At 69.5% G+C, this 24,389-nt stretch carries 19 protein-coding genes; 2 read left to right on the forward strand and 17 right to left on the reverse strand.

Annotated elements, in window-relative coordinates; genetic code table 11:
- Positions 1-44: 44 nt before the first annotated feature.
- The 16 genes from NDR87_RS12790 to NDR87_RS12865 form a co-directional block, all read right to left on the reverse strand.
- Positions 45-440, reverse strand: coding sequence for a DUF4913 domain-containing protein (locus tag NDR87_RS12790; RefSeq protein WP_251912535.1), 396 nt, complete (start codon positions 438-440; stop codon positions 45-47).
- Entirely contained in the window at positions 437-2,275 is a 1,839-nt protein-coding gene (locus NDR87_RS12795; protein WP_251912532.1) for a type IV secretory system conjugative DNA transfer family protein, read from the reverse strand. Before NDR87_RS12795 ends, NDR87_RS12790 begins: the two co-directional genes overlap by 4 nt.
- 37 nt (positions 2,276-2,312) lie before the next feature.
- The gene (locus tag NDR87_RS12800; protein WP_251912530.1) at positions 2,313-2,861 is read right to left on the reverse strand and encodes a hypothetical protein; all 549 of its coding nucleotides are present in this window, start codon (positions 2,859-2,861) and stop codon (positions 2,313-2,315) included.
- 185 nt (positions 2,862-3,046) lie between these two features.
- Entirely contained in the window at positions 3,047-4,735 is a 1,689-nt protein-coding gene (locus NDR87_RS12805; RefSeq protein ID WP_251912528.1) for a peptidoglycan DD-metalloendopeptidase family protein, read from the reverse strand.
- Between the two features lie 217 nt (positions 4,736-4,952).
- Entirely contained in the window at positions 4,953-5,261 is a 309-nt protein-coding gene (locus NDR87_RS12810) for a transposase (RefSeq protein ID WP_251912525.1), read from the reverse strand.
- A 34-nt stretch (positions 5,262-5,295) separates the two neighbouring features.
- Positions 5,296-7,467 (reverse strand): hypothetical protein, encoded by a 2,172-nt coding sequence (locus NDR87_RS12815; protein WP_372494165.1) that lies wholly within the window; start codon positions 7,465-7,467, stop codon positions 5,296-5,298.
- 930 nt (positions 7,468-8,397) lie between these two features.
- Positions 8,398-9,888: an SCO6880 family protein gene (locus tag NDR87_RS12820; protein WP_251912522.1), complete on the reverse strand. Its 1,491-nt coding sequence runs from the start codon at positions 9,886-9,888 to the stop codon at positions 8,398-8,400.
- Positions 9,885-11,369: a hypothetical protein gene (locus NDR87_RS12825; RefSeq protein WP_251912521.1), complete on the reverse strand. Its 1,485-nt coding sequence runs from the start codon at positions 11,367-11,369 to the stop codon at positions 9,885-9,887. Before NDR87_RS12825 ends, NDR87_RS12820 begins: the two co-directional genes overlap by 4 nt.
- 79 nt (positions 11,370-11,448) lie before the next feature.
- Positions 11,449-12,285: a hypothetical protein gene (locus tag NDR87_RS12830; RefSeq protein WP_251912519.1), complete on the reverse strand. Its 837-nt coding sequence runs from the start codon at positions 12,283-12,285 to the stop codon at positions 11,449-11,451.
- Positions 12,282-12,923 carry a hypothetical protein gene (locus tag NDR87_RS12835; protein WP_251912517.1) on the reverse strand — a complete coding sequence of 214 codons (642 nt, stop codon included), beginning with the start codon at positions 12,921-12,923 and terminating at the stop codon, positions 12,282-12,284. Before NDR87_RS12835 ends, NDR87_RS12830 begins: the two co-directional genes overlap by 4 nt.
- Before the next feature lie 13 nt (positions 12,924-12,936).
- Entirely contained in the window at positions 12,937-13,185 is a 249-nt protein-coding gene (locus NDR87_RS12840) for a hypothetical protein (RefSeq protein WP_308212083.1), read from the reverse strand.
- 13 nt (positions 13,186-13,198) lie between these two features.
- On the reverse strand, positions 13,199-13,495 hold the full coding sequence (locus NDR87_RS12845) for a hypothetical protein (protein WP_251912516.1): 297 nt from the start codon (positions 13,493-13,495) through the stop codon (positions 13,199-13,201).
- 124 nt (positions 13,496-13,619) lie between these two features.
- Complete coding sequence (locus tag NDR87_RS12850; RefSeq protein WP_251912515.1) at positions 13,620-14,285, reverse strand: hypothetical protein; 666 nt, start codon at positions 14,283-14,285, stop codon at positions 13,620-13,622.
- Positions 14,282-15,151 (reverse strand): hypothetical protein, encoded by an 870-nt coding sequence (locus NDR87_RS12855; RefSeq protein WP_251912514.1) that lies wholly within the window; start codon positions 15,149-15,151, stop codon positions 14,282-14,284. Before NDR87_RS12855 ends, NDR87_RS12850 begins: the two co-directional genes overlap by 4 nt.
- 13 nt (positions 15,152-15,164) lie before the next feature.
- A complete protein-coding gene (locus NDR87_RS12860; RefSeq protein ID WP_251912513.1) occupies positions 15,165-16,043 on the reverse strand; it encodes a hypothetical protein in 879 nt (292 codons plus the stop codon).
- Positions 16,044-16,175: 132 nt separating this feature from the next.
- Positions 16,176-17,774: a cutinase family protein gene (locus tag NDR87_RS12865; RefSeq protein WP_251912512.1), complete on the reverse strand. Its 1,599-nt coding sequence runs from the start codon at positions 17,772-17,774 to the stop codon at positions 16,176-16,178.
- A gap of 417 nt (positions 17,775-18,191) precedes the next feature.
- Here NDR87_RS12865 and NDR87_RS12870 point away from each other — a divergent pair, with 417 nt between their 5' ends.
- Entirely contained in the window at positions 18,192-19,034 is an 843-nt protein-coding gene (locus tag NDR87_RS12870; protein ID WP_251912647.1) for a DMT family transporter, read from the forward strand.
- Positions 19,035-19,519: 485 nt separating this feature from the next.
- Here NDR87_RS12870 and NDR87_RS12875 read toward each other — a convergent pair whose 3' ends face one another.
- Positions 19,520-21,811 (reverse strand): bifunctional (p)ppGpp synthetase/guanosine-3',5'-bis(diphosphate) 3'-pyrophosphohydrolase, encoded by a 2,292-nt coding sequence (locus tag NDR87_RS12875; RefSeq protein ID WP_372494164.1) that lies wholly within the window; start codon positions 21,809-21,811, stop codon positions 19,520-19,522.
- Between the two features lie 1,312 nt (positions 21,812-23,123).
- Between NDR87_RS12875 and NDR87_RS12880 the strand changes: the two genes are divergently transcribed.
- Entirely contained in the window at positions 23,124-24,290 is a 1,167-nt protein-coding gene (locus NDR87_RS12880; protein WP_251912510.1) for an NB-ARC domain-containing protein, read from the forward strand.
- The last annotated feature ends 99 nt before the right edge of the window (positions 24,291-24,389 follow it).

A 24,389-nucleotide genomic window follows, 5' to 3' on the forward strand; every position in this document is an offset into this window, starting at 1 on the left:
CCAGATCTCCGCAGCCCCTCGAACCTCTTGTCGCCCAGCCGGTTTCAGGAACGGAAGTCGCCGGTCGCCGGATCGATGGTGGGATCGCCGAACAGGCCCTGCTGTGGGGATTTCAGCGGCAGCGGGTTGAGCATGTCCTTGTGACCATTGCGGACGCTGCAGTACTTGAACGGCCCCTTCGGGTCGAACAACCTGGCCATATGGGGATCGGCGTGATCGAGGAACCACACGCTCATTCCCGTCTTGCCGTCTTGACGCAGATATTCCCAGGCTCGCCACAGCGCTTCGAGCCGCATCGCGGCCTCGGCGTGCTTCCACCATTCCGGACACCACACGGTGTCGGTGAGATCGGTGACCTGCCGCCGATAGACGAGACTCAGATAGTTCTCCACGAACTCGACCACGTTCGAGTAGATCATGTCTTGCTGCTGGTCGTTCACAGCGGCCGAACCTCCTCGGGCTGCCCGTACGTTTGCGGCGGAGTGACATCCTCGTGCTGCCTGCGCTCCTCGACGAGATCCTGAATCGTCGTCCGGCGCGGGGTCTGCGGATCGTGGTGATCGATCGAACGGCGCACCGCGTCAGCGTACTCGCCCTCCCACCAGGGAACGGTGCGAACCAGCACCGCCGGTGCGCCGGAGGAGAATACGATGGCGCGCCCGCGCGGCAGCGTCGCCAGCGCGTTGACGCTGAAGGTCTTGGACGACCCCAGCGAACGCGAATAGCTCTTGCTGCCCTTGGATTCCGACACCGACTGCGAGATCACGTCGTACTCGCCGATGGCGTCCGAGCGCTCCTGCAGGAACTTCGTATCGTCGACGCCGCTGCCGAGCACCTTGATATTGGCCGCGCCCCACAGCGCCTCCATGCCGTCGGCGCCCCAGCAGCGCGCGCCCTGCGCCCAGGACTGCAGCACGGTCATGACGACGATGCCGCGGGAGCCGAAGTGGCTGTACTGCTTGGGCAGATCCTTCCAGCGGACCACGTTGGCGGCCTCGTCCAGGACGGCGAGCAGTGGAATCGAAAGGCGACCGCCGTGCGACTGCGACGCCTTGCGCATGGCGACGTCGATGACGGCCTCGGTCAGCGCGCTCACCAGCGGTGCGGCCGAGCCGCGGCCCTCCAGCGAGAGGCTGTAGAGGGTGCCGTTGCGCTCGATGAAATCCAGCTCGTCGAATTGCCGGCGATCGTTCCCCGGGGTGATCCACGGATGCACATTCGACAGCTTCAGGCAGCGGATCATCTTCTTGGCCGTGCCGAAAACGCCGCTGAGCGTGCGGACATCGGCGTTGTACTGCGAGGCCAGGCCCGCAGCGGTGAAGTGATGGCTGTTCGCGCGCAGAATCTCGATCGGCTCGGTGTCCTGTGGATTGGTGACCCAATCCCACACCTGCGTGATCGGGCGGCCCGCCGTGGCCGCGGCCAGGAACAGGCCCGCCAGCAGATCCTCGGCCTCCTGGTCGAAGAAGGCGTCGGTGCCGGTCGCCACCGCCGGTCCGGTGCTGTCGTCGCCGTCGGCGAAGTGTCCGGCGAGCCGGGCCGCGCGCATCTCACAGCCCTCGCGGCGGGCGTCCACCCAGCCCAGCGGGTCCCAGTACCAGGTGGGCGCCTCGTCGGCCACGCCCTGCGGGTCGAAGACGAACACCTGAGATCCCTTGGCCTCGCGCACATCTCGCGTCGCATCGACCACATCGCGCTTGTTGGAGGTGGCCAGCACCGGGCCGATGGCCGACAGGATGGCCGGGATCACCCGGGAGGTGGACTTGCCCTGCCGCGGACCCCAGATGTCCACGTGCAGATCCTCATAGGACCCGTACAGCATCGTGCCGTCGGCCACCGCGACGCCGATCGGCACCCCCGGCGGATCGTCGTACCCGAGCCGCACCCCCAGCTGCTCGGCCTTCTCCCGCACCCCACCCTCGGTCAGCGCCGAGATCGCGCCACCGGCGCCCATGTACTGCGCCTTGTCGTCGACCGCCAAGCGCCCTTTACCCTTGCGCTTCTTCAGCTCCCGGCGCACGATCACCACGCCGATCACCGCCGCCACGACCAGCAGCACGATGACCGTGGACGCGCGCGGCCACTGCAGCTGACCGCGGGCCAGGCCCGCCACGATCGCGATCGGATTGATCGGGACGTCCTGTTTGGTCACCGCCATCCGGTTGCCGAGATGCAGGGCGACCCACAGGGTTCCGACGATCGCGAACCCGAAGTAGATCATGTACAGGGTGAGGTCGGGACCCGGTTCGGCCGGATCCTTCACCTTCTTCGCCATCTCCGCCTCCTGAGGTGACCGTATACGTTGTTGTGGCTCACCGGAATCCGTCGAGCCGCCAACCGTCGGGGGTGCGCGCGACGGTGGCGATGACCGTCGTCGGCGGCAGCGGCTGACGCCGGCCGTCCGGGTAGACGACGGTCTGCTCGATCCCGATCTTGTACTGCTCGTGATCCGGATCGCCGCTGGGCGGCGCCTTCTCGCCGGACGCGAAGGTGAATGCCTCGACCCTCGCCCCGGCCTTGCCCCAGTCCGCCCATTGCAGCGACGGTTTCGGGGTGTCGCCGCCCTCGGCCGGGGTGTCCAGGGTGCGGACGAGGCTGGGGCCCAGCCATTTCCGCGCCCGCGACATCGAACCGCCCTGGGATTCGGTGGCCGGATACCAGGTGTAGATCTCCTTCAGCGCCGCGACCGCCACCCCGTCGGGAGTGGTCGGATCGGGCGCGGGGACCGCCTCCAGTTGCCGCACGGTCGAGGTGGGCGGGCGCACGGGCGATTCCGTGCCGCCGCCGCTGCTGCCGCCGCAGCCCGTGGTCAGCATCGCGATGCCCACCACCAGCATCACCACCAGGTTAGCGTGTTTCACCGCCGAATTCCGGAGGACCGACCGCCGCGCGGCGGCCGGTCGGACTGATTTCCAGGCTAATCGCCGGAACCGGTCGACGGGGCGCGGCGCGACGTCCGTGACCTCCACGTGTCCGATTCGTGGGCCGCCCGCGCCGATGTCGGAGTTGCGGAAAGCGGGCTCGACACACCAGCGAATACCGAGATTCACAGCACCCTCCGTATGCGACTGTCGCCGGGAACCGGGGCCTCGCGCACGCCGGACGAATCGGCGGCGCGGATCATCGTGCCGTTGCCGGTGTAGATGCCGACCTCGGCCGGGCCGCGGGGGCCGAATCGGGAGAACACCAGATCCCCCGGCTGGGCCTTGCGCAGCGGCACCTCCGCGCCCGCCTCCCACTGCTGTTCGGCGGTGCGCGGCAGCATGATTCGGCCGGAGGAGGCGGCGAACACCGAGGCCGCTGTGAGACCCGGGCCGTCGAGACCGCCGCCGGTCGAGCCCTGCGGACCGCCGCCGCCCCAGACGTACGGGGTACCCAGCCACTGGCGAGCCGCCTCCACGACCTCCGCGCCGCTCGCCTCGCCCTCGGGCTGGAACCGGCCCATCGACCCCGGGGCGCGGAACTGCGGTTCCATGGCCAGGATGTTCGCCACGTAGGGCTGGGTCTCGGAGTAGTGCGCTGCCACCCGATTCGGCATGCCGCCGGAGGCGAGCACCGCGCCCTCACCGGCGTTGTACGCGGCCAGGGCGAGCGGGACGACGTCGCCGTGCACCTTGCCCTCCCCGATCCAGCGCCCGATCTGGTGGGCTATCGAGCACATATAGCGGCCCTGCGCGAGGATCGCGTCGCCGTCGTCCCAGATGCTGGCGTTGCCGTTGCCATCGGCATCGAGCAGATAGGGCTGCCCGTCGTCGGGATTGGTCGCCCGGGCGGTGCCGGGCAGGAACTGCGAAAGACCCTGCGCCCCGGCCGGAGAGGTGAGCCCGCGCCGGAAGCCCGACTCCTGCCGCCCCTGGGCGGCCAGCAGCGACGGGGTGATCTCCGGACACAGCGAGCCCGCGCGGCGGTACCAGATCTCGAGTTCCGGAGGGACCTTGCCGTCCGCCAGTGCGCCGCCCGCGGTGCCGAAACCGCGCTGGCACAGCGGGTTCACCGAGTACGGCCACGCACCCGCCGCACTCGGCGTCGGCGCACCGTCCAACCACGGGAGTGGATCGATCTGCCGCCCGCCGGCGAACCGACCGCCCGGCACGATCTCGAAATGCAAATGCGGCCCGGAGGATTCACCCGCCGACCCGACCAGCCCGATCTGCTGCCCCGCCCGCACCACCTGACCGGCCCGCACCAGCACGCCGCTGTCCCACTCGTGTCCGTACACCGCCGAGAACGGCCGACCGTTCACATCAATGGAATCGACCACGATCCAGTTACCGAATCCGGACGCCGCCCCCGCGGCCACCACCACCCCATCGGCAACGGAGAAGATCGGCGTCCCATCCGCCGCGGCCATATCCACCCCGAGATGCGCCCCGCCCCGCGCCCCGAAATGATCCGAAATGGTGAACGTCCCCGCGGCCAACGGCCAGGTCCGCCGGATCGGAGCCAGCCCCGCCGCCAGCGACGGCGTCCCCGTCACAGCCGGATTCCCCAGCGCCGCAGGCTGATTCACCCCCGGCGCGGTCGTCCCGGTAACAACCGCAGGCCCCTGCACCACCCCACTCGGGGTCACCCCCGCCCCTCCCAACGCCCGCGGATCCCCCGGCAACACCGACCCCGACACACTCGGCTGATCCGCACACTCATCCTCCGAAGCAGGCATCACCACAACCAACACCAGCGCGACCAACCCGATCACGCTCCCCAACCCCACCCACAACAAACTCTTCGAACTCACCGCACCCCCGCCCCACTCTCAGCCGCACCGTCTCCCGCACCCCGCACCCCCTGCGGGCGGCCGAAACGGGTGCGAAGCGCCACAACCGGTGCGGAGAGCGCTGCCGCACGCCAGGACTCGCGGGTGGGTACAGCCGCACCTGGTGTTGGGATCCGTATCTCGGGTGGGGGGATGCGGATTCCAACGCCGGGGGCGGGTGTGGTGGGGTGGGCGCTTGTCATGTGGCGCGTTTGGTTTCGTTGAGGGTTTCCACCAGGGTGCGGTTCATTTCGGCGGCGGCGGCCAGCTGTTGTTGCAGGAGGGCTACCTTGCGGCGCAGGGCTACCGCGTCCATGCGCTCGAGGCTCGGGCCCTCGGCGGCGCGGACCCAGTTGCGGACCGAATTGGTGTGGACACCGATCTGTTCGGCCACCACGCGGCAGGCCTCCGACTCGCTGCGCAGCTTGCCGGTCAGCGCGAGCACCTGCTCGACCGCCGCCTGCCGCACCTCGGGCGACACTCTGCGATAGGACCTGTGCGGCATCATCGCGCCAACCTCCGCCTCGTGGGCTCGTCTAATCTCACGCGGCACTCCCCTCGTCACCGCGGCGCGCGGTGGATTCCGTGAATTCGCTGAAACGCTGGTTGGTCTCGTGGATCCCGCTTTCCTTCTCCGAGATGGTGAACTCCATGTGGAATGGAATGCCGGGGCGGCGATCCTCACCGATCTTGAGCAGGAACTTGCCGGTGCCGGGCGCGGGCGGCCGGGCCTGGCCGGGCTTGAGCGCCTCACCGGTCAATGCCTGGGGCGCCGACCATCCGGTCACCATCTCCTCCTCGGCGGCGGTGAACGGCACCGTCGAGTCCAGCCGCTTGATCTCCTCCGGCGGCAGCGCGCCGAAGATCTTGGCGCGGGCGCGTTCCAGGAAACCGAGCGCCTTGGCGATCGCCGCCTCCGAGCCCAGCGACTGCAGATCCTTGATGGTGTGGCTGATCATGATCAGCGCGGTGGCGATGGTGCGGTTCAGGCGGGTCAGCTCGTCGACGCGGTCGATCATGAAGTCGCCCAGGCCCAGCACCTGCCACAGCTCGTCCATGACGACCTGGAAATAGCGCTGCGGCCCGAGTTTCGCGTCGGCGAGCACATGCGCGGCCTCCACGGAGGCGAAACCGTCGGCCCAGCAGGCCAGCATCACCGCGGCCTTGAGCTTCTTGTCGCCCGCGGGGATGTGTGAGACGTCGATGCAGACCGCAACCGCCGAGGTGTCGATCGGAGCGGTGGTCTGCCCGTTGAACACCGCGCCGAACGGGCCCTGGGTCAGCGCCCGCAGCGAGCGCCGCAGCCCCTTGGTGGCCTCGTGGTACTCCTCGGAGCTGTCCGCACCGGCGTCGAGCATCAATTCCTCACCGCCGCCGACGATCACCTCGAGCAGGTTCTCCATGATCGGCGGATTGTCGGGCGCGAACCCGCTGCCCTCGCGGTAGAGAATGCGCAGCGCGGTGGAGATCAGCGTCTCCTCGTAGTCGCGTACCCGGGCCCCGCGCACCAGCTCCACCAGGCCCGCGATGAGGGTGACCTGCCGGGCCCGAAGTTCCTGTGTCACCTGCAATTGCAGGGCGGGCATCTCGGCCAGCATCGGCACTATCGAGCCCAGCACACCACCGGCGAGCGGGTTCAGCTTGCCGTGTCCGTAGCCGAGATCGATGACCTGCCCGCCGACGAGCTCCACCAGTTTGCGATAGTCGGGCTTGACGTCGGCCAGCACCAGCGGCGTGATGCCCTGGGCGACGCCGCCCAGCACGATCCGGCGCACCAGCGAGGATTTACCGAAACCGTTGAGGCCCAGGACGAAAAGGCTCGGCGCGGTGATGAAGCTGCCGCGCATGAACCAGTTCATCGGATCGAAGCAGACCGGTGCGCCGGTGTGCAGATGCGAGCCCAGCGGGGTGCCGATCAGCGGGGCGCCCGCGCCGACCGACCAGGGCCACAGACCCGCCACCTGCGCGGTGGTCGCCCGGTATTCGACCGGGCGGCCCACCACGCTCATCCGCCCGCCGCCGGGTCCGGCATAGCCGCGGTCGGTCAGCGGCGCTGTCTCACGGTCGAATCCGTCATCCACCACCGCCTCGATCCGGGCGGCGGCATTGACCCGGCGCAGGTCGTCGGTGCGGATGCGAAACGCCGCCCAGGCCGCGCGCAGCCCGGAACGTTCGCGCGCGATGGCCTCGTACCGAGCCCTCGTGGCGTCGTCGAGCAGCGGCGGACCCTGCTTGCGAGGCTTGGCGGGCTTGGTCTTCCGCCCGGAGGCACGCTCGGTGCGGGCATATGCGGCACGGTCGGAGCCGGACGTCCGGCCGCGACCCGACCGCCGGGAATCGCGCTCGGAACGAGAACCGTTGCCGCGCAACCGATCCTCCGGCTGAATCCGGTACCGCTCGGTCGGCTGGTCGAGATTTCGGCGCCGCTCTGCGGACCGGCCGTTGCTCAGCCCGTTCTCGGTCGTTCGGCGTTCTTCGCGGCGAGTGGGCGTCCGGCCGTTGTCACGCATGTCTTCCCGTTCCTGCCCCGCCGGTCGTTTCCGCGCCCCGGCCTCGTGGTCTCCCGATTTCCCACGCCGAGAACCGCTTGCACCGGGCTTGCGCACCGAACGGGCCCCATTGCCCGCAGCCTTCTTCTCGTCGCGCCCCTGCGGGCGTCGCCCCCGCTCGTCGGCGGACTCGGAGGCAGCGGCAACCCCGTCATCCGCTGCCATCCGGTCACCGTCGGCCGAATCCCGCCGCGGCCGCGCCTTTTCCGCGGACGTGCCGGCGCCCTGCCCACGACCCGCCCCGCCCGCCGTCATCACCTGCTCGCCATCCCCCGCGACAGCATCCCCACCGCCGATACCGGTCCCGCCGGGCACCCGGCGCTCGGCACTCGCCTTCGTCTCCTTCGAATCCCCCTCCGCCACAACCGCATCGGCGGACGGGTGCAGCGCCGCACCGCGCAGCCCCTGCGGCAGCTCCGCATTCGGGTCGGCGTCGTCGGCACCGGTGCGCCCATTCGAGTTTTCACCCGAAGCGGACGGCAGCCTCGAGCCGCCCGAGGAGCTACCCGAGCTGTCCGAGATCTCTTGCCCAGCAACGGGGTTACCGGAGTCGATACCCGCAATCCCCGCTGCCACATCAGGTTCGGACGGCGCGCGTCCCACATCCGACGAAATACCCGATCCCATAACAGGATCATCGGACGCCACCGGCCTCTTCCGAGCCCGCCGCGTGGGCGGCGGTTGCCGCCGCTCCGAAACCTCCGGCTCGGCAGGAATCACGATATCGCTGGACCGCCCGGAACCACGCCGAGGCGGAGCGGCCCGCTCTTCCGAAATACCCTGCCCCGCACCAGGATTCGTCACGCGATCCGAGCGGGGCGAACTGCGGCGCGACGGCGGCGGATCTTCGTCCGCGGCGGGCGCCCCGATCGCACGGCGGCGGGCAGGGCGCACGGGGGCATCGTCCCAATCGGCAGGGAGGGTGGCACGGGGGTCACCGGGCGTGTACGCCTCGATATCCCACCCGTCGTCGTGGCCGCGGCGCGCACCGCGGCGCGGCGGCGCCGGATCATCCGGGTCCACCACTCGTTCGCGATAGCGCGGCGGTTCGCCCCGGTACCGGATCGGTGGTTCCTGCTCACCTGCCATATACGCTCACCCCGCCAATGCTTTCGGAATGGATGCGTGCTCCGGCAAAATCACCCCGCAACCGAGCGAGGCCGCGAAGGCCGCCGCCTGGTAGCGGTAGCACCGCCGGATCTTCAGGCGCGCCTGCGTGGACAGATCGCGCGTGATGGCTTCGATGCGCGGTAGATCCCCGCGCAGCGGCTCGGTGATGGTCACCAGCGCACCGAAGCGGGTCACACCGTGACCCCGGGCCTGCTCCTCGCGGGCCTGTTGCGTGGCACCGACCCGCAGCGTTGCCGCGGCCGAGACCACGCCGCGTTCACTCTGCTGGGCCACCAGTGCGTTCTTGTAGTCGTCGTCGACGATCTCGGCGGCGTCGGCGGCCGAATGCGGCCGGTAGACGATGGCGATGCGCTTGCGCGGCACCTCCGGATTCGGCGCGAGCAGCCGCTGCAGCACCCGCTCGTCCACCGCCCCCTCGGGCGCGGTCTCCATCTCCCAGGTGACCGAGCGGCCGCCGTCGTGGATGAAGTGGTCCCAGCGCTCCTCGTGCGAAATCGGCCCGGCGTCGGCCCAATCCAGCCCGTGCCCGCCCGGCTCGCCCGCGGCCACCTCGAGATCGGCCTGCGCGGCGGGATCGTAACTGCGCCGGATGAAGGAGATGACCTCGTCGGCCGACATCGGTTGCGCGCGCACACCCGCCTCCGCCAGCGCCGCGCAGATGCCCGGCAGCCGCCTGCCGATCTCCACCGCCTCCTCGGCCGGATTCTTGCGCCGCTCGGCGGTGGTGGCCTTGAACGTGATCGCCACTCGCGGCAGCAATTGCACGCGTTCCTGCGGCAATTCGGTGGCCAGCTCGTACATCACCTGCTGCGCCAGGTCCGGCGCCTCGGGATGGGTGATCGTGGAAACCTCGGTGAGCAAACGGTTTCCGGTCTCCGGCACGGTATCGATGACCGGCACCACCGCGACGATGTCGGAGGTCTGCCCAAGCGAGGCCAGGAACGTGCCCCAGGCCGCCACCCACCGGTCGATCACCGGCTGATCCACCGCCTCGTGCCCCTGCGGCCAGGCCCGCAGTACCACCGTGTACTGGGCGAATTGCGGCAGATGGATCATGCCGAAGCTGTAACCGCCCGCGTCGATACCCTCGTAGAGTTTGGAGGGGGCCATCAGGCCGGGCAGCCGCGCCACCCCGCCCGGGATCCGCGAGAACCGGCCGCCGCGATAGACGTGCTCGCCCTTGTTCCGGCCGCGCAACCAGTGGAACATCATCAATCCCGTCTCGTACCCGGAGCGGCCCCCGGACCGCCACACCAGTGGAATCATCACGACCGCGCCCGCCCCGGCCACGAAGAACGCCGGTTTCGGCCCGGCCACCAACGCCGTCATCAGGGCGGTGATGACCACGACGAAACCGAGCACCGTCTCCCCCCAGCGCAGTCCGAAAAGGCCTGCGCTGCGGGGCTTCTGCCACAATCCGTACGAGCGGCGCTCGTAGGTCTCGGTCGACGTCATCGCGGAATCGTGCTCCTGCCGAGGTCGGGTGCGCGGTTGGCCCAGCGGTCACCGGCGACGTCGCCCATGGCGGACTCGGCGCGACCCAGGCTCGCACCGGCCGCACGAGCGGTGGTGATGCGATTCATCATTCGTGCCGGGCCGGACGGCGCGGCACCCGATCCGGCGGGCGAGGTGGGACGCACCGGCGGCACACCCGCCCCGACCCGGCCCCCACCGGGACCGGTCGGCGGCGGCACCGGCCGACCACCCGGACCGCGCATCGCCCCGCCGGCGCCACCCGGCGGCCGCGGATAACCGCCGCGGCCCACATACCCGGGCGCGCCGGTGGCCGCGGCTCCGCGCACACCCACGGCCTTCGTGCCGACCGCGCCGAGGGCGGCCGCACCCAGCAGCACGCCGCCGGTCGCGCCCAGACCCGAGGCGCCGGTGCCGATCATCGCCACCGTCGGCGCCACCAGCCGCATCAGCGCGGGCAGTACGAACGCCACACTGCTCAGCAGCACGATCGCCACCAGCATGCGCTGGGCCTGATCGGCGTCGGGCAGTCCGGCCGTGGAGGTCGTCTCGTCGGTCTCGCCGACGGCGATGAACGCGATCATGTAGACGATGGCGGCCACCGGTTTCCACAGCAGGAACGCGATGATCCAGGCCAGCAGCTTCCCATAGGACTGCCGCCCGGTATTGGTGCCCGAGGCGGCCGCCGCCAGCGGCAGCATGCCCGCGGCCACCACCAGCAGCCCCTGGCGGACGATGGCCAGCACGATCTGCCCGAGCGCGCCGAGCAGGCCGACGATCGCGATGATCAAGACCAGGCCCGGCGAGAATGCTTGCAGCTTCGAGGTTTTCACCAGTAGTTCGGCGATGTTCTGGGCATTGCCGTTACTGGCGTCCTCGATCACCCACTGCGAGAAGCGATCCGCCGCCTGCGCGCCCGCCACGATCACCGCGCCCAGCATCCACGAGCTGAACACCACGCGGGCGAACATCCGAAACGATTCCTCGGCCTCGCTGAGCACCGCCCCGCGTCTGGCCTGCGCCAATCTCATGCCGGACAGGATCACCGACACCATGAGCAGCAATATCTGCGCCTGGTAGGTGTAGTCGTTGATCTTTCCGAACAGCGCTCCACCGTCGCTGATCCGTTCGTTGGGCACCTTCATCCAGAAGGTCAGCGCCAGGATCAGCGCCTGCCCGAGACCGTTCATCAGCGAGTCGACCACCTTGCCGAAGGTGGAGTCCCACGCCTTGTCCCGCACGGCACCCGCGGCCTCGCCCGGGTGGGTGGCGGCGTTACTGGCCTTACAGGCCGCCGAGGCGGCGTCGCCGAGCGAGATGCCGGGCAGGCCCAGACCGTCGAGACTGTCGTGAATCTCGTTGCAGGTCTGGTCGTAACCGTAGGTCTGCCCGTAGGCCACCGTCGGTGTCGCGATCATGACGGTGAACACGACCGCCAGGATCGTGAGGATTCGCCTCACCATGTGGTCCACCCCTCGATGCTTCGAAGTGTCGGTTGGCCAGCGATGACTGCACACGCCTTTCTTGCGGGTCGAACAATGTTCACCACTTCGTCCACCCCCCGAGCGAGTCCACGAACTCGGTCTGCGAGGCGCGCGCCTCGGTCGGCTTGAGCCGCCAGTCGCCGCCGTCCCAGACCATGATCAGCCGCACCGCCGCCCACCGCTGCTTGCCCTCCAGGACCGGGCCGCGCGCGGCCAGTCGGACGATCGCCATATCGTCGGCGTAGTTCTCGATCTGGAAGGCGTCGGGCGCCACCAGATATTTGGTGATCCGTTCCGGTTGTTGTTCGGGCAGCTTTCCGGCCGCCCGCGCCTTGTCGTAGGCGGCGATCTGCTGGGCCGTGGCGCGCACCTGGCGCACGTACAGCTCGCGGTCGGCGGGACGGGCATTGAGCCGGTAGGTGATCTGCGCCGCCGCCAGCGCCGCGCCCTGCGGGGTATGCGAATAGCCCACTGCCTGGCCGTCCTCGATCGAGGTGGGCCCGTCGCTGGTGGAAAACGGCACCACCGCGCCGTACACCCGCTGCCAACCGCGCGGCTCGGTGGTCCCGACCGGTGCGGCGGTGAGCCAGTCCTCGTCGCCGGGACGGCGTTGCCTGGACGCGTCCTGCGGCAGCGGTTGTCCGGCCGGATTGTTCGGGATGTCGATGCGGCGTCCGAACAAATCGATCTCGGGATCCGCGAATCCGGTCGCGCCGGTGCCCGCGGTCGGCGCGGGACCGGGACCCGGCTCGCCCTGGCCCTGCGAAGGCGAGGAGGTATCGCGCCCGACGTACATGAACACCCCGACGATCACGATCAGCGCGATCACCGCGGCGGAGGCGATGACGCCGAACGAGACATTGCGCTCGTCCGGGTCGGAGTCCCTGGGACTCATGTCGGTGCCTCCAAGATCACGATATCGCCGGGTAGTTGATCGATCGCGTCGACGGGTCGGGCGGTCGCGCCCGGCTCGGGCAGCCGTAACCTCCAGTCCTGTCCGAACCACTCGACGGTGGTGTGATTCACCGCGCGCGAGCCGTCGGAGTATTGGGTGAACACGTCCACGGTCGTTCTGTCCTGCGTGTATTCGGTGATGCGATAGCCGAGTACGCGCGGTGCGTACTCGCGGGCCGCCGGGCCGGTGATGGACAGCTGCACCCGGTCGACCGCCCAGTCGTCGCGGGCGGGGCCGGGCACGACCCCCTTGGCGAGCACCGCCGACCACTGGTTGTCGGGGGCCACGGCCAGGCGCACGGCATGGTTGACGGCGGCCACCGCCGCTCCGGCGGGACCGTGATCGAATCCGGTCGCGGCGCCGTCCTCCTCGTGGGCCGGACCCTGTTCGGTGACCGGCAGCGCGACTCCCTGGTACTGCTGCCAGCGCACGCCGGTGGGCGAGCGGGCCGGATCGGCCCGCGCCGAGCCGTCGTCACCGCAGCCCGCGACCGCCAGCACGGCGGCACCGAGCACGCCCACCGCGGCCCGGCGGAGGCGCGGCGCTGGCGCGAATGCGGTGGTCTCGGCAGATGTCATGGGGCGCAACCGTTCACGTCGGTAGGAAGGTCAGGGCGATCGCACTCGCCGAGCTGGCCACGATGGCGCCGACCAGGCTCATCACGATTCCGGTGGTGGCGTCGTTGTACGCCAGGTAGTCATCGCGCATCGCCGACCACAGGCGACCGGCCGAGATGATCAGCCAGGCCAGGCAGAACAGCAGCACGACCCACAGCAGCCAGTTGATGAGCTGCATGAGCGGCGCGATGACGTCGGCCGGAATCTGCTTGTAGGCAAGCACGGTCGCTCCGGCCCTAGGTCCCGATCACGGCATTCATGATGGTGCCCGCACTGGTGGCGATGATGCCGCCGATCATGGCGCCCGCCACCATCTTCGGCGACTCCAACCCGCCGCCGGTCCACTTCTCCCAGGCGAATTTGCCTCCCGCGTAGGTGATGCCGAGAATGCCTGACAGCAGCACGAACCAGGTGAAGTAACGAACCAATCGGAGCAATTTTTCCGAGGCGGGCGGCGCCTCGGGGGTCGGATTCCCGACCTGGGCGAGAACTGCGCCGTACGTGTCGTGCACGGCGAGCAGGATGGTACTCATCGAGCGTCCTTCTCAATCGGTGATCGGAATACATAACCGTGTACCTGAGGTAGACCCTCAGTCACAACACCCTCGTGCCCCCTGGCGGCGAGTCGGCGCGGCCGAGTCGGCATGGCGTGTCCGCTCATTCGTCGTCGCCCTCGTCGTCCTCGTCGTGCTCGGCCGCCGCCGCGGCGCTGACCCGGTCGCGGATCAGGCCGACGATGCTCGCGCCGAGCTCGTCGACGTCGTGCGGAACCTCCTGCAGCGGATCGAGTTTGCGCTTCTTCGGCGAGGGCGGCGGATCCGACGGCGACCACACCGGCAGCTGATCGGGCTCGACCAGAATCCATTCCTCGTGCCAGGGCACCTGCCACATCTCCCCGGCCAGCGCGCCGACCACATCGCGATAGCGGCGGATCTCGGCGGGCAGGCGGCCCGGCCGGGCGGCGACGGTGATCAGGCCGAGCACCTCGCTCGGGCCCGCCAGTCCGGCGTGGTACTGGCGCAGCAGATCGTGGGCGCGGGTGAGTCCGGCGATCGTCTCGCGGGCAACCAGGACGACATAGGGCGATTCCCGATCGAAGACGCCGGGCCAGCGCCGATGCGAATCCGCGGCGGGCGCGAGCACATGGGCGAGCGTGCTGGCGCCCGCGCCGCCGTGTACGCCCAGTAGCCACACCAGCGGGGCCCGGCCGACGCCGGGCACGGGCCGCTCCCAGATCGGGGCGCGGCGGGACTCCGGCGGGGCGACAACGCCTGCCGCGGGCGAGGATTCGGAGGAGCGATGTTGCTTCATGGCCGCGGTCATGATGCCACCCCCGCCAGCAGGCTGCGATAGGCCCTACGGGTCTCGGCGGCGAGGGTGTTGTGCCGCACCAGCTCTCCCCGGGCCAGGTGGGGATCGTACGGAATCTCCCGAATGTCGCGCACCCATCCGGTCAGATGTTCCCGCAAATGTTCCGCGATCGAGGGTTCGTTACCAGGCAGCTGATGTGAGACCACGATCGTGGTGTCGCCGACGATGCCGCCGCCCTGCCCCTCGGTCTGCCCGCCGAACTCGTCGTCGAGCCACTCCAAAGTCACCCGCAGCCGGTTGGCGGCGTCGACGCGGGCCGGAATCGCCAGCACCAGCGCCACTTCGGCATCCTCGAGCAGCGGGCGCAGCTGCCGCGCCGCGATCGGGCTGCCGCCGTCGTAGACCGGGGTGTAGCCCGCATCCGAAACCGCCCGCGCCACGGTCAGATACGTGGCGCGCCGCCGCAGCGGGGCCGCGTCGCGCCACAGCAGTCCGATGCCGGAGGTGGCGTGCGACAGGCATTCCTTGAGCGGGGCGGGTTCGTCGTCGCCGCGGCCGTAGAGCCACTGCTGCAAACTGATCGGGCTCAGATGCTCGTCCGCGCCGCGCAGCGCCAGATCGCTGCCCGCCGCGGTGGCGTCGACCGCGACCGTCGGCGCGCCCGCCGCGCCCAGCTCACCGGCCAGGCCCAGGGCGGTCGTGGTGGTGCCCGCGCCCCCGCAGCCGCCGACCACGAGGATCGGGCGGGTGTAGGAACCGCCGTCGGAATCGTCGCCCCGGTCCTTGCGTAGCCGCACCACCGGAGCCTTCGCGCGCGTACCCGCGGGGTCGCCCGCCTCGGGCGCCTCGTCGAGCCATCGGCTCCAGTCCTGTCCCATCTCAGCTCTCCTCTTACCCGGCCGTGATGCTCGTGATCAGCGTGCGGCCGTCGACCACCGCGGTGGTCACCGTCTGCCTGTCGTAGGTCTTGGGAATGTCGCCGGGGCGGCGCTCGGTGACCTCCACCGTGAATCTGTTGCCGGTCTGGGTCGCCACCCGCACGCAGTGCGTGGTGCCGACCGGGACGGAATCGATACCGCGCTGGATCACCGCGGGCGGCGGCACGGCGGCGCCGGGCGCCACCACCTCCCAGGCCCGTTCCCCGGACCGCTGCACGTAATACGAATGCTGGAACCACAGGATCGCGGCGGGCCCGGACTCGGTGCCGCCCGGTTCCGCGCTGCGCAGCACCCCGTTGCCCTGTTCGGTCGGGCAGTCCCCGGCCGCGGCATCGGTGGTCACCGCGGACAGCTGCATCGTCACCGCGGGCGGGCCCGAGCCTTTACGGGCCGTGCCGCCGTCGCGCAGCAAATACAAGGCGAATGCGGCTGCGGCAGTCAGCAATAACACCGCTACCGCCAGCACCAGCACAATGCGCAGGCGGCTCGGGCGGGCGCGCGGGCTGTCCGGCGAGGCGGCCGCACCCGGCCCGTCGCGGCCCACCCGCGGGCGGCGGCGCGGCCGGGGGCGTTCGGCCGGGGCCGGTTCGTCCTCGTCGTCCCAGGGAAAGTGGACGACCTCGCCGTCGCCGACCGGATAGTCGTCGTCGGGGCCCGGGGCATGATTGCCGACCCAGTCGGTCCAGCCGCCGGTGAATTCGGCGCGGCGCGTGGGCGGTTGGTCGACGAAGGCGATGTCGAACGGTTCGGGCTCGGTCTGGCGGATGTAATGCGGATACCGGGCCGCGCCGTCCTCGTCGAAGCTCGATTCGATCGGCGGTGCCGGCGGCACGGGCTTCTCCGGCGCGTCGCCCTTCGGCTCCAAGGGCGGGTACCAGCGCCGCAAGTCTTTGTACGACTTCAACATTCCCCCATTCCCGCGGAGCCAGCCACGTCGTGCAGCATCGTCGGACCCTCTCGGCGATCAGTTCGTGGAGAACGGGTAGTTGTTGTTGTCAGCGGTACCTGCGCTGGGACCGAGACCTGTCCCGAACGGAAATTGTCCCGTACCCGACGTATTCGGCGAACTCGACGCGCCGGGAGCCGGACCCAAGATTCCCGTGATCGGGCTGCTCGCGCCGCCCTTCGGCGGCTGTGCGGCGGCGCCCGCGGCGGCCAGATCGCGGGCCATCGCGGCGAACCAGTCGGCGACGAATCGGACCGGCGAGTCGCCGCGGGCGTCGACGGCCGCGGTGGCGTAGGCCCCGTGCCGCTGGACGGTGTCCCAGTACCGCACCCAGGTGGTGGTGTCGAGCAGCGCGCGATTGTCGGTGATGTTCTGCACGACCGCCCGATATGCCTGCTCGATCAGCCGCGACACCGTGGTCGGCGGTACCAATTGGGTGACCGCACCGCTCAATTCGCTGCCCAACAGCACCAGCGCCTTCGGCGGATCACTGAGCGCGGCGCGCGCCAGCTGGGTCAGCGTGGCCGGATCGAGGACCGCCCGGACCACGACACCGACGGCGTTGAGGCCGATCAACCCGACCCGCAACAGCGCTCGCATCGGATCGGCGACCGCGAGGCGGGTGCGCGGATCGGACGCCTCGGCGATGCGCTGCGAGATGGATTGTCCGGGTTGATACGACAGCGAGGCCGAGGTCGTGCCGCGCAGATCCTGGTTGACGATCGTGCTCGCCGCCTTGATCGAGGTGAACGCCAGCGCCTGCGCGATCGAGGACAGCGAGGCGATCGGATCCCCGCCCGAGAGCTGGGATTGCCCGGCCACGGCGGCCACCGCGCGCAGGATCGGCGCGCCGGCGGGTGCGTCACAGGCCAGATCGCCCGCGACGCAGAAGCTCGCGACCCGGCCGGTCAGCGCGCCGAAGTCGGCAGCCTGATCGCGCCCGGGGCCGATGCCGCCACCCCCGGCGGTCTGCCCGGGCAGTGCCCGCACGGCCGCGAGCCGTTCGGTCGGGACGCCGGGCGGCGCGGCCGGGCTGGTCCGCTCCGGCGCACCCGGGAACAGCGGGGCGCCGGAATTGCGCGTGGGATCGGCGAACAGCGCGACCGCGGCGATCCGCTCGGGTGTCAGCACGCCCCGCCCGCGCCCGATCTCCTGGGCGAACAGCGAGGCCACGTGCGCGCCCTGGGAATAGCCGACGATCGCGAATCTGGTCCTGTCACAGCGCTGCGCGAGCTGGGCGGCCATGCCGCGCAACCGATCCAGACCACCGAGCACCGACTGTGCGTACGGCACCGCGGCGCCGCCGACCGCACCGCCGAAGCCGGACGCGTAGGGCACATAGGCGCGTTCGACCAGGCCGCGCTCGGGCGCCTTGGCCAGCATGGGCAGGAATACCGACGACAGCATGCCGGTGTCGGTGGTGGGCGCGGCGTCGGGCGACGATTCGCCGGTGCCCTGAATACCCAAGGCGTACAGGGCCGGACACGTGTCGACGGCGATATTGGTGGTGGGCGCCTGGGCTGTGGCGGAATGCGGGGCGACGACTGTGGTGATGGCCGCCATCGCGATCGCGGTGCTGCCCAACCTGCTCCAGGTAGTCCGCGCGGTCAGCATCATCTTCTGACCCCCTCACCAGCCGTATGCAATAGTCCGGAGGGTCGAGTGCCGCGGCGACCCGAGAGCGAGCATCCTTGGGCTTCGAAGGCTCATCCCCGCAGGTGCGGGGAGATGACCGTCGATCTCGTGTTGCCGCGAGCCCCGAAACGCAATAGACCGTAACAGAATCCGGCGAACGCCGCAGTGCATCCTGCACATTGCGCACGCAAGACCGGAAGAAATCCCGGTCGGAGCGAACCGACCGGAAGAATTGTAGTCCACTACGTCCGATTCGGCTGTGGACGGCAACTGATCGGCGATCATACGCCGCGCGCGCCGAAACCGCTGTCGTACAGCGACGATCGGTATCGGATGTGGGCGACACACCGGCGAGCCCGCTCGGGGCGACGGGCCGGCACCGGCAGACTGGGCCGCGTGCTGGAACTTCCTGTCGCGGCCGTGATCTGCGCATTCGCCGGTGCCGTGTTGTTCGCGGTGGCCGCGGTCGCGCAGCAGCGCGCGGCCGCCGCGGTCCCCGAGGGCGAGGCGCTGCTGGCCCGGCTGCTCCGAAGTCCGCGCTGGTGGGCCGGTTTGATCGGCGACGCGGGCGGTTTCGCCTTCCAGGTGGCGGCGCTCGCGCTGGGGTCGGTGCTGGTGGTGCAGCCGATCCTGGTGAGCGCGTTGGTGTTCGCGCTGCCGCTGGCCGCGCGCTACAGCGGCCGCCGGGTCACGCCGCGGATGTGGGCGCAGGCGCTCGCGCTGGCGGCGGCGCTGGCGGTATTCCTGATCGTGGGCGATCCGACCGAGGGCAGCGCCGGTGCGCCGGGGCGGCGCTGGGCGCTGCCGCTGGCGATCCTGGTGGCGCTGATCGCGATCGGGGTGGCGGTGGTGGCGGTCGTGCGCTCGCCCGCCCTGCGGGCGCTGCTGCTCGGCGCCTGCGCCGGATTGTTGTTCGGCATTGCCGCCGCACTCACCGAACATGTGACGGAATTGTTCGGCCATGGGCTCGGCGCGGTCCTCGCCAGCTGGCAACCGTACGCCCTCGCCGCGACCGGCCTGCTCGGTCTGTATCTACAGCAGCGCGGATATCAGGTCGGCCCGCTGGCGGCCTCCCTGCCCGCCTTCACCGTCGCCGAACCGCTGGGGGCGGCATTCCTCGGCATCACCGTCCTCGACGAGCGCCTGCGCAGCGGCCCGGTCGGCACCGTATTCGTGGGAATCGCGGTGCTGGTGATGTGCGTGGCGGCGGTGCGGCTGTCCCGCGCCCAGGCGCTGACCTGAGCTTTTCGATCAGCACCTGGTGTACTGGAAGTGCTCCTTCAGGCGGGGGGACGCCGTCGGCCGATGCCTTGGCCCAGCAGACGTTGTGGGGGAAGGCGACGTAGGAGTAGTAGCAGCCGAGCGGCACGGTGAAGGTGGCCGATCCGTTCGCGTCGATGACGCCATCGCGGCGCAGCACCTCGGTGCCGGATCCGGGCAGCGGAATCTCGTTGGTCGCGGGGTCGCACGGGCGCATGAGGCGCAGCTGGACCGGCACGTTCGGCACCGCGTTACCGGAGAGGTTGCGAGTGCCGAGAGATGCCGGAGTGCAGCCTGCGTACCACTCCGGAACCGACCATTGCCCCCGCCTCCCAATCGAATGATCGGATACTCGACCCAGCATCATCGATCGGACCCGCTCACGTCCGCCGAATCCACGGGTTCCACCGTCCGAACCGATTGGTATGACGGAACTTTCGACAGCGAACCGCGAACCCCGCCCGCCCCTAGGCCGCCGACGTCACCCGGTACACGTCGTAGACGCCCTCGACATTGCGGACCACGTTCAGCAGATGGCCCAGATGTTTCGGATCGCCCATCTCGAAGGTGAACTTGCTGATCGCGACGCGGTCGCCGGAGGTCATGACCGAGGCGGACAGGATGTTGACCTTCTCGTCGGCCAGCACCTTGGTGACATCGGAGAGCAGGCGGGTGCGGTCCAGGGCCTCGATCTGGATGGCGACCAGGAAGACCGACGACGGCGACGGCGCCCACTTCACCTCGATGATCCGCTCCTGCTGGGCCTGCAGCGAATCGGCGTTGGTGCAGTCGGTGCGGTGCACGCTCACCGCTCCCCCGCGGGTGACGAAGCCCATGATCTCGTCGCCCGGCACCGGGGTGCAGCACTTGGCCAGCTTGGCGACCGTGCCCGGCGCGCCCGGAATCTCCACGCCCGCGTCGCCGCTGGTGCGCTGGCGGGCGGGCAGGGTGGAGGGCGTACTGCGCTCGGCCAGTTCGTTTTCCACGTCGCCGACGCCGCCGAGCTGGGTGACCAGCCGCTGCACCACATGGTGTGCCGAGATCTGCCCCTCGCCGACGGCCGCGTACAGCGCGGAGATGTCGGTGTAGTGCAGTTCGTGCGCCAGCGCGGTCATCGCGTCGACGTTCATCAGCCGCTGCAGCGGCAGTCCGGTGCGGCGGACCTCCTTGCTGATCGCCTCCTTGCCCGCCTCGAGCGCCTCCTCGCGGCGCTCCTTGGCGAACCACTGGCGGATCTTGGCCTTAGCCCGCGGGGAGACGACGAAGTTCTGCCAGTCGCGGCTGGGCCCGGCGTTCTGCGCCTTGGAGGTGAAGATCTCGACGACCTCACCGTTCTCCAGCTGGCGTTCCAGCGCGACCAGCCGCCCGTTGACCCGCGCGCCGATGCACTTGTGCCCGACCTCGGTGTGCACCGCGTAGGCGAAATCGACCGGTGTCGACTTCTGCGGCAGCGTGATGACATCGCCCTTCGGGGTGAACACGAAGATCTCCGGCGACTTCAGGTCGAAGCGCAGCGACTCCAGGAACTCGGCCGGATCGGCGGCCTCCCGCTGCCAGTCGAGCAGCTGGCGCATCCAGGCCATATCGTCGACCTCGGCGGCATCGCCGGAGTGCTTACCCTTGGTCTCCTTGTAGCGCCAGTGCGCGGCGATGCCGAATTCGGCGGTGCGGTGCATGTCCTGGGTGCGGATCTGCACCTCGAGCGGCTTACCGTCCGGGCCGACGACCGTGGTGTGCAGCGATTGGTAGACGCCGTAGCGGGGCTGGGCGATGTAGTCCTTGAACCGCCCGGCCATCGGCTGCCACAGCGAATGCACCACGCCAACCGCGGCGTAGCAGTCGCGCACCTCGTCGCAGAGGATGCGGATACCGACCAGGTCGTGGATGTCGTCGAAGTCCTTCCCCTTGACGATCATCTTCTGATAGATCGACCAGTAATGCTTCGGGCGCCCCTCGACCACGGCGTTGATGCGGCTGGCGGCCAGTGTGTTGACGATCTCGGCGCGCACCCGGGCCAGATAGGTGTCGCGCGAGGGCGCGCGATCGGCCACCAGGCGCACGATCTCGTCGTACTTCTTCGGATGCAGGATCGCGAAGGCCAGATCCTTGAGCTCCCACTTGACCGTCGCCATGCCGAGCCGATGGGCAAGGGGCGCAATGACTTCCAGCGTCTCGCGGGCCTTCTTGGCCTGCTTCTCCGGCGGCAGGAAGCGCATGGTGCGCATATTGTGCAGCCGGTCGGCGACCTTGATCACCAGCACGCGCGGATCGCGGGCCATGGCGATGATCATCTTGCGGATGGTCTCGGCCTCGGCCGCCGCGCCGAGGTTGACCTTGTCGAGCTTGGTGACGCCGTCGACCAGGTGCGCGACCTCGGCGCCGAAGTCGTTGGTCAACTCCTCGAGCGAGTAGCCGGTGTCCTCGACCGTGTCGTGCAGCAGCGCGGCCACCAGCGTGGTGGTGTCCATGCCGAGTTCGGCCAGGATGTTGGCGACCGCGAGGGGGTGGGTGATGTAGGGATCGCCGGACTTGCGGAACTGGTGCGCATGCTTCTCGTCGGCGACGTCGAAGGCCCGCTGCAGCAGCTGCAGGTTGGCCTTCGGGTACAGCTCGCGATGCACGGTGGCCAGCGGCTCCAGGACCGGCTTGACGGCGGCGATACCGCGCTGACCGGTCATTCGCCGGGCCAGGCGGGCGCGGACCCGCCGGGAGGCCGAGGTCGGCACGGCCGCGGGGCTGCCCGGCTGGCGCATGGGCATACTGCGCGGAGTCGGCGCGGGTTGCGGGGTGGGCGCCGGGGGCGGGGTCACGGCAGGGGTGGGTGTCGCACCATTACCAGCAGACGATTGCTCCGCATTCGCCTTCTCCAGATGCTGAGTCATGCCACCACCTCTCACCGGCTCGATCGGACCACCCTATCCGACCGCTGCAACGGCTCAGACCACCAACTTTAATCCGGTCGACCGACTCGCGCCGGGCCGTCGCACGGCCGCCGAGCCCCCGGACCGTCACCTGCGGTTTCACGGGCGTTCGCCGATCGCCCCCGGGAGAGGAACGAATGGCTTCCGGGGAGTGTTCCCTCCCTCCGGTCGGGAGAAGCGGGGCGGGGGAAGGGGGCGAGGGCGGGACAGGGATGCGAGGGCGGGACAGGGGCGTGAGGGGGGGACAGGGGCGCGAGGGTGGGACAGAGGACGGAAGAGGTAACCGCCGGGAACAGGAAATGTAATTGGGATGGTGCGGCGATGGTATGGGCGACCGGGGATGACAAATATTTGCGGTTGCGGCCGGGGCGAGGCGGCTGTCGGGCGCGGGAATCGGGCGCCCGGAATGGAGGTGTACAGGATACCTGGAATGCGGCCGCGGGGACTTCGGCTCGTCGGGGCAGCGTGCGCGCGCCCGAACGGCGGCGACGGCGCGTCCGAGCCGGTAGGGGCGAATAGCAATATCCGACCGAAAGACACCAAAGCTGCGCGCATTCGGGGAGTGTGAATGTTATTGCGCCGGAACACAGTCGGAACATCGACAGTACATCGCGAGCACATCACAGGCCCTTTTCCGGGCTCGTCCATACCGCTGGATCGGCCTCTACTAGGAGTTTCGTCCCATCAACCGGTGACTCGAAAAACTTTGTGTTTCACTTGATCTCGTTAACCCGCGGCCCGCGGGGAACGATGCAGGGTTAGACACGCAGTCGACTGTCGAACCCCGCGTCGACGCCGACCGTTCATCGTCCGTAAGGACGATGGCGCGATGTGGCTCGACTCGCGATGATCCTTAGGGGGGACATCGGGGGTCAGGGCACAACATGGTGTCACGGAACGTGACAGGTTCGGCCCTGGGCCGCAACGTGATTCAGAAGAGGGATACCGCCTGATGGGTAGACGAGAGAAACCACTCGACACTCGGTCCGGGCCCCTCGCCGCCTTCGCCGGGGATCTCCGCAAACTCCGTGCGGCGGCGGGAAATCCGTCCTATCGACGGATGGCGAGCGTGGCTTTATATTCCCCCTCGGTATTGTCGGAGGCTGCCAGCGGTCACCGACTTCCCACGCTGCAAGTCACGCTGGCATTCGTGCGTGCTTGTGGTGGTGATACTACCGAATGGGAACATAGGTGGCGAGAGGTCCGCGGTATCAACGGCTTCGACGCGGCCGACGAATCGGAGGATCGATATCCGGCCGAAATCGGACACCCCAGACCAGCCCAACTGCCCATCGGGCCCCACGACTTCGTCGGCCGCACAGCGGAATTGGCGAGCGCCCTGGCCGCGACCGGACCCATGACCGAGGCCCGCGTCCCCCTGGTCGTCCGTGGGCCGGTCGGCATCGGCAAGACCACCTTCGCACTGCGGTTCGCTCATCGGTTGATCGAACAGTTCCCCGACGGCCAGCTGTGGGCCGACATGGGCGCCGACGACCTGGCCCCGATGGAGGTGATGGCCGGATTCCTGCACGCCCTGGGCGTGCCCTGGGACCGCATCCCCGCCGACGACATGCACCGCACCGGACTCTATCGATCGATGCTCGCCGAACGCCGAGTCGTGGTGCTGCTGGACAATGTGCGCGACGAACCTCGCGTGCGACCCCTACTGGCCCGCTCCACCACCAGCCAGATCCTGGTGACCAGCCGGTCGCGACTGCTCGGCCTGGACGGCGTGCGGCGCATCACTCTCGGGCCGCTGGCCCGCACCGAATCGCTGGACCTGTTGCGGCTGCTGATCGGCAGCGACCGGGTGCGCGCCGAACACGCCGCGGCGCTGCGTATCGCCGAGTTCTGCGCCCACCTGCCGTTGGCCATCACGATCGCCGGTCGCAAGATCGCCGCGCAGCCGGGGCGGCGGCTGTCCGAGGTCGCCGATCGACTGGACGCTGGCGTGCAGGTGGCCAACTGGTTGTGGATAGGTGACGTCGGGTTGGCGGATTCCGTTCTGCCCGCCTACCTTTCGCTGCCGCCACTGGCGAAACACGTGGTGCACATGCTCGCCGCTGGATGCGACGAGGTCACCCCCGCCGAACTCGCTCGGGCCCTGCACATCTCGATCGACTCCGCGGAGTACGCGATGGACAGCCTCATCGATATCGGCCTGCTGCACCGGGTTCCGGCGCCGGAGCGCTACGCGCTGCCACCGCTGATCGGACGCCTGGTCGCCCAGGAGACCAGTCGCTTCGCCATGCATCGCGATCTCGACACCGCCGAGCTGCCCGCGGTCCGCACCCCCGCACAACCGTTTCGAGGGTGACCGGTCCGTTCCCTTTGGCGTTCGATTGTTCGGAATGCGTTCGCCGCCAGGCGATTCGGACCCACGCTCGGTACTGTTTGCCGGGATCAATCCATATCG

The sequence above is a fragment of the Nocardia sp. CDC159 genome, from assembly GCF_023740735.1.
In the GTDB taxonomy this organism is placed as follows: domain Bacteria; phylum Actinomycetota; class Actinomycetes; order Mycobacteriales; family Mycobacteriaceae; genus Nocardia; species Nocardia pulmonis.